Source organism: Cytobacillus sp. NCCP-133, assembly GCF_026011715.1.
Classification (GTDB): Bacteria; Bacillota; Bacilli; order Bacillales; family Cytobacillaceae; genus Cytobacillus.
Map to the genome: position 1 here is coordinate 1 of NZ_BRVM01000004.1, position 4,498 is coordinate 4,498.

Here is a 4,498-nt window from a genome sequence, read left to right on the forward strand (position 1 = left end):
GAGCTAAGGATCATTTTTCCAATAATCCGTACTACAAGCAATCCTATTAATATAAAAGCAAATGCTTTTGAACGCTTAAGGTGGATTTCGTTGTCCCTAAAAAAGACGCCTGACCCCTCAGTCATTAACGTTTAAACGCCGTCGAGGTCAGGCACCATTAATATCTACTTGGCTTTTACTTTGAATTGGGAAACTTCTACTGTCCACCCACTCCACCAAGATTCTTTGTCTCAAAGTTATCAAGCAATTCACGCACTTCATCTGTTGATTTTGTGTTCATCAACTGATTTCTTAATTCACTCGCCCCTCGAAATCCTTTGGCATAGATCTTGAAGAAGCGATGAAGAGCCGTGAACGGCCGCAGCTCTAAATGCGAATATTTATCATGGAGATCCATATGCAATCTTAAAAGGTCAAGCAATTCCTCACTGCTATGATTTTTCTTCTCCTTTTTAAAGGCAAATGGATTATGGAATATGCCGCGCCCAATCATTACTCCATCAACGCCATATTGTTCGACTAGCTTCAAACCAGTCTGACGGTCAGGAATATCTCCATTGATCGTCAAAAGGGTATCCGGAGCCACCTGGTCGCGAAGTTTCTTAATATCCGGAATCAGCTCCCAGTGTGCAGGCACTTTGCTCATTTCGTCCCTTGTACGCAGATGAATGGAAAGATTAGCAATGTCTTGTTCCAAAATGTGTTTCAGCCAGACCTTCCATTCGCCTACTTCCGTGAAGCCAAGCCTTGTCTTTACACTTACCGGCAAACCTCCTGCTTTGGCTGCCTGAATCAATTCAGCTGCAACTTCCGGGCGACGAATCAGGCCGCTTCCCTTCCCGTGCTGTGCCACATTGGGTACAGGACAGCCCATATTGATATCCAATCCCTTAAAGCCCAGTTCCGCCATACCAATACTCATTTGCCGGAAATATTCAGGTTTATCCCCCCATATATGGGCTACAATTGGCTGTTCATCCTCTGTAAATGTCAAACGCCCACGCACACTATTAATCCCCTCAGGGTGACAATAACTATCCGAATTTGTAAACTCAGTAAAAAACACATCAGGTCTGGCTGCTTCACTCACCACATGGCGAAAAACAACATCCGTCACTTCTTCCATTGGTGCTAGTATAAAAAAAGGTCGTGGTAATTCACGCCAAAAATTGTCTTTCATAATTTATTTCAAATCCTCTCATAATGGGATACCAGGTAACGTTTTATCCCAAAAATAAAAAGCACCATATTTCTGCTGCTTATACACTTATACCATGGCTAAGTACTTTTTATCAAACTGATCGTTCTAACTTCACAATATCTGTACAAAGGTGCCTGCCCCCTCAGTCTGTAACGTATTAACTCAGCCGGTGTCAGGCACAATATTCTCCGATATTTAAACCTATCCTTTTCACAAAATAAAAAGAGTCTTCACACAAGTTTTAGTCAACATATGACAAGCTTCTTTATTTATATCCTAAATGATGGCAAAATATCAGCACTCCACATTCACCTCGCCAGCACTAACCCCGGTAAATATACTCCAAATTAATTAACAAATCCCTTTTCAAAAAAGCGAAAATAAATAGATTCATTTATATAGCTGATGTATTTTGTTATTCTAGTAAATATGTATATTGGACAGCTTAGGAGTGGATTTTAACCGTGAACAAAAAAGACATCGCGCAGATTCGGAAACAATTTAAGTTAAATAATGACTTACTAAAGATCTCAGATATTTTTAATGTCTATATCATGAAGGAATCAAGCGAGATTTATCATTATGAGAGCCAGCCTTTTGAAATGCTGGACCAGGATCAGCAGGATCTATTTATGGATAACTTCAAAAAGCTGCTTGGCGGTCAATTGGATGAAAAGCTCTTTGAATTAAAGTTTCAGAGGGATGCCGAAAACAGCAGTCAGCTCATCCTGCATCAAGGATTGCTAAGCAGTGATGCTGAAGGCTGGACAGATCAAATGCTTCAGATAGTCGGCAAAATGCTGGGAATCCGGCAATATGAAAAGGATATTGTCGTTACGTTCATTCGCGGGGAGTATCTTAAGCCAATGAAACGCCGCCATGCAGAAGCCGAGGAAAGTGAACGGGATGCCGTTTATTCTCATCCCTTTATCCTTTGCAGCATAAATAACACGCAAGAACCGAAGAAAGAACTGCTTTTTGACTATGTAGAAAAGGAATTTAAATATCATTTTACCGTTGATCCGATTATCAACCTCAGGGCACCTATTTTAGGGTTCCTATTTCCTTGCTTCTCCGATCATGCAGCTGATGTTAATCACGTCTTGTATTCAGCAGGCAAGGTCCATGAGCCCGACCACCAGTTCATAGAGAACGTTTTAAACGGGGAAGAAACGATGACGGCGCAAGATGATAAAATCGTTTTTGAGGAAATTATTAAAGACGTAACAGGAGATCAGCTAAGCACATCAACACTTTCCAACGTATATGAAGAGATTAACCGGATGATCGTGGAAAACGAAGAGGATGAACCGCCGAAGCTGGATTCCAAAGACGTAGAACGTGTTTTAAAGGTGAGCGGTCTCGAAGATATTAATTCAGAAAAGGTCCAATCCGCTTATCAAAAAATCATCGATGATGACAAATATGAAATAAAGGCAAACAGCGTCCTTCCTAAATTTAATTCAAAATCAATAAAAATCAGCACGAAAGCAGCCAACATTTCCATCAGCCCCCAAGATCTTAGATATGTAAAACAAGTCCATTTTGACGGCAAGCGTTACCTAATGATCGAGGTGGAAGAAGATACCGTGATTGAAGGCTTCACGATGATTCCCGAAACTTTTGGCGGGGGTCCGGATAAAGAATAAAGGAGCAGGGACACGGTTGTGGTAATCTTGCTTCATTCTAACAGAAAATGCAGATCCACGCTTCCAATACAGAGGATAATAAAATGATAGGTTTGTCTATCTTTCCAATAAAAAAGGAATTCCCAAATAGGAATTCCTTTTTTGTTTGCGTTATAAGCAGTTTAGGGATCGAAAAAAGAGGCCTGACCCTCAGTAATTAACGTAGCCGGAGGAAGGTAACAATATTTACTCCGTCCATATTGCATGTAAGTTGATTTAGGTTTTAGGCAGGAAATCAAGGGAATTACGGTTAGTAGCTTTTTAAAAGCATATATTTAGTAAAGAGCTTGAATAGAATTATTTGACCTAAAAAATTTTTTATATCGAGTTAGGTGTCTTATAAAGGGTTAAAAAATTCGAACCAAATCTTATCCTTTGGGGGGCACAAGATAAAATTTGCAGGAGTACTTATAGGAATCACCCTGCTTACAGGTGCCTATAACACCAAATCTATTTCAGTAAGTTTTCTAGGGACGACAACTGCGAGCAAAAGGTGCCTGCCCCCACAGTCATAAACGAATTAACGAAGTGGGGGTCAGGCACCAATATTAAACAAGGTCAATTTCTGTTCAACAGTCTTTACACGATTTAAACTTTGATAACTTCTAGCACCTTTACGATTAGTCTTACTAATTACTGATTGCATAAAAAAATCCACCCTTCTTTTACAGAAATATGTGGATAAAACACACCAGTATACGATAATTGGTCACACTAGGTTTATGTAATTTACCGAAAAAATACTATGACTTTATCAAAACAAATCACTGTCAAATCACAGTCAAAAAACTGTTCAAACCGTTAATAACACTGAAAAAATTGGCGGGACCGCCTGGGAATCGAACCCAGCTGACCACACACGGTGGTCACAAGCGGTTTTGAAGACCGTGGAGGGCACCAGCACCCCAATCAGCCCCGTAAAGACTCTTCTAATTATAAGGGCAAATAGGGCTGCTTTCAAGACTAATGCTTACTTTCTTGTCGTTTCCCTGGACAAGGATTATAATAGGGACAAGAAATTAAGTGTGTAGATAAAGGAAATGCAACTTGAAGGCTGGTTTTTGTGGTTTATTTTATTCGGGGTTGTAGTTCTGATTTCGTTCTTTGCGATCGGTGGCTTTTTTATGTTCCGGAAGTTTTTGAAACGGATGCCGAAAGAGGATGGCAAATCGGATTTGGATTGGGAAGAACATTATGTGAATGAAACGCGCCATCTTTGGCAGCAGGAGGAAAAGGATTTGCTGGAGGATCTGGTCAGTCCCGTGCCTGAGCTATTCAGGGATGTGGCGAGAATGAAAATTGCCGGGAAAATCGGAGAGCTTGCCTTAAAGGAAAAGGCAACAAAAATTGACCAGAATCTTTTAATTCGCGGATATATTTTAGCTACTCCGAAACGGGATCATAACTTCCTGCGCAAAAAATTAACAGAAAAACAAATCAGTATGACGCCATATGAGCATTTGTTTTAGGCCATTTCGGGTAACCGGAGTGGTTTTTTTATTATCAGGAGGTTGAATTAATTTAAGTACCCTTGTGATTGTAGCGGAAATCAACAGCCCAATGATCGATAGTGCAAAAAAAAGCTACCGAACCACACCGGCAGCTTCCA

3 protein-coding genes, 1 tRNA gene and 1 pseudogene are annotated in these 4,498 nt (G+C 40.4%); 2 read left to right on the plus strand and 3 right to left on the minus strand.

All coding sequences use genetic code 11. From position 1 onward, the window contains the following. Nucleotides 1-98 (minus strand): annotated as a pseudogene (locus tag NCCP133_RS07060) (CcdC protein domain-containing protein); the annotation flags it as partial. 98 nt (nt 99-196) lie between these two features. Beyond that, the gene (locus NCCP133_RS07065) at nt 197-1,180 is read right to left on the minus strand and encodes a tRNA dihydrouridine synthase (RefSeq protein ID WP_264804232.1); all 984 of its coding nucleotides are present in this window, start codon (nt 1,178-1,180) and stop codon (nt 197-199) included. Between the two features lie 485 nt (nt 1,181-1,665). Here NCCP133_RS07065 and NCCP133_RS07070 point away from each other — a divergent pair, with 485 nt between their 5' ends. Continuing rightward, nucleotides 1,666-2,850 (plus strand): DUF4317 domain-containing protein, encoded by a 1,185-nt coding sequence (locus tag NCCP133_RS07070; RefSeq protein ID WP_264804233.1) that lies wholly within the window; start codon nt 1,666-1,668, stop codon nt 2,848-2,850. Between the two features lie 859 nt (nt 2,851-3,709). Here the strand turns inward: NCCP133_RS07070 and NCCP133_RS07075 are convergent. Continuing rightward, nucleotides 3,710-3,806 (minus strand) — tRNA-Sec (locus NCCP133_RS07075). A gap of 123 nt (nt 3,807-3,929) precedes the next feature. Here NCCP133_RS07075 and NCCP133_RS07080 point away from each other — a divergent pair. Further along, nucleotides 3,930-4,358 (plus strand): DUF2621 domain-containing protein, encoded by a 429-nt coding sequence (locus tag NCCP133_RS07080; protein WP_264804234.1) that lies wholly within the window; start codon nt 3,930-3,932, stop codon nt 4,356-4,358. Nucleotides 4,359-4,498 lie beyond the last annotated feature (140 nt).

Coding starts and splice junctions, on each gene's coding strand:
- NCCP133_RS07065 (WP_264804232.1), bottom strand. CDS start 1,180: ATGAAAGACAATTTTTGGCGTGAATTACCACGACCTTTTTTTATACTA.
- NCCP133_RS07080 (WP_264804234.1), top strand. CDS start 3,930: ATGCAACTTGAAGGCTGGTTTTTGTGGTTTATTTTATTCGGGGTTGTA.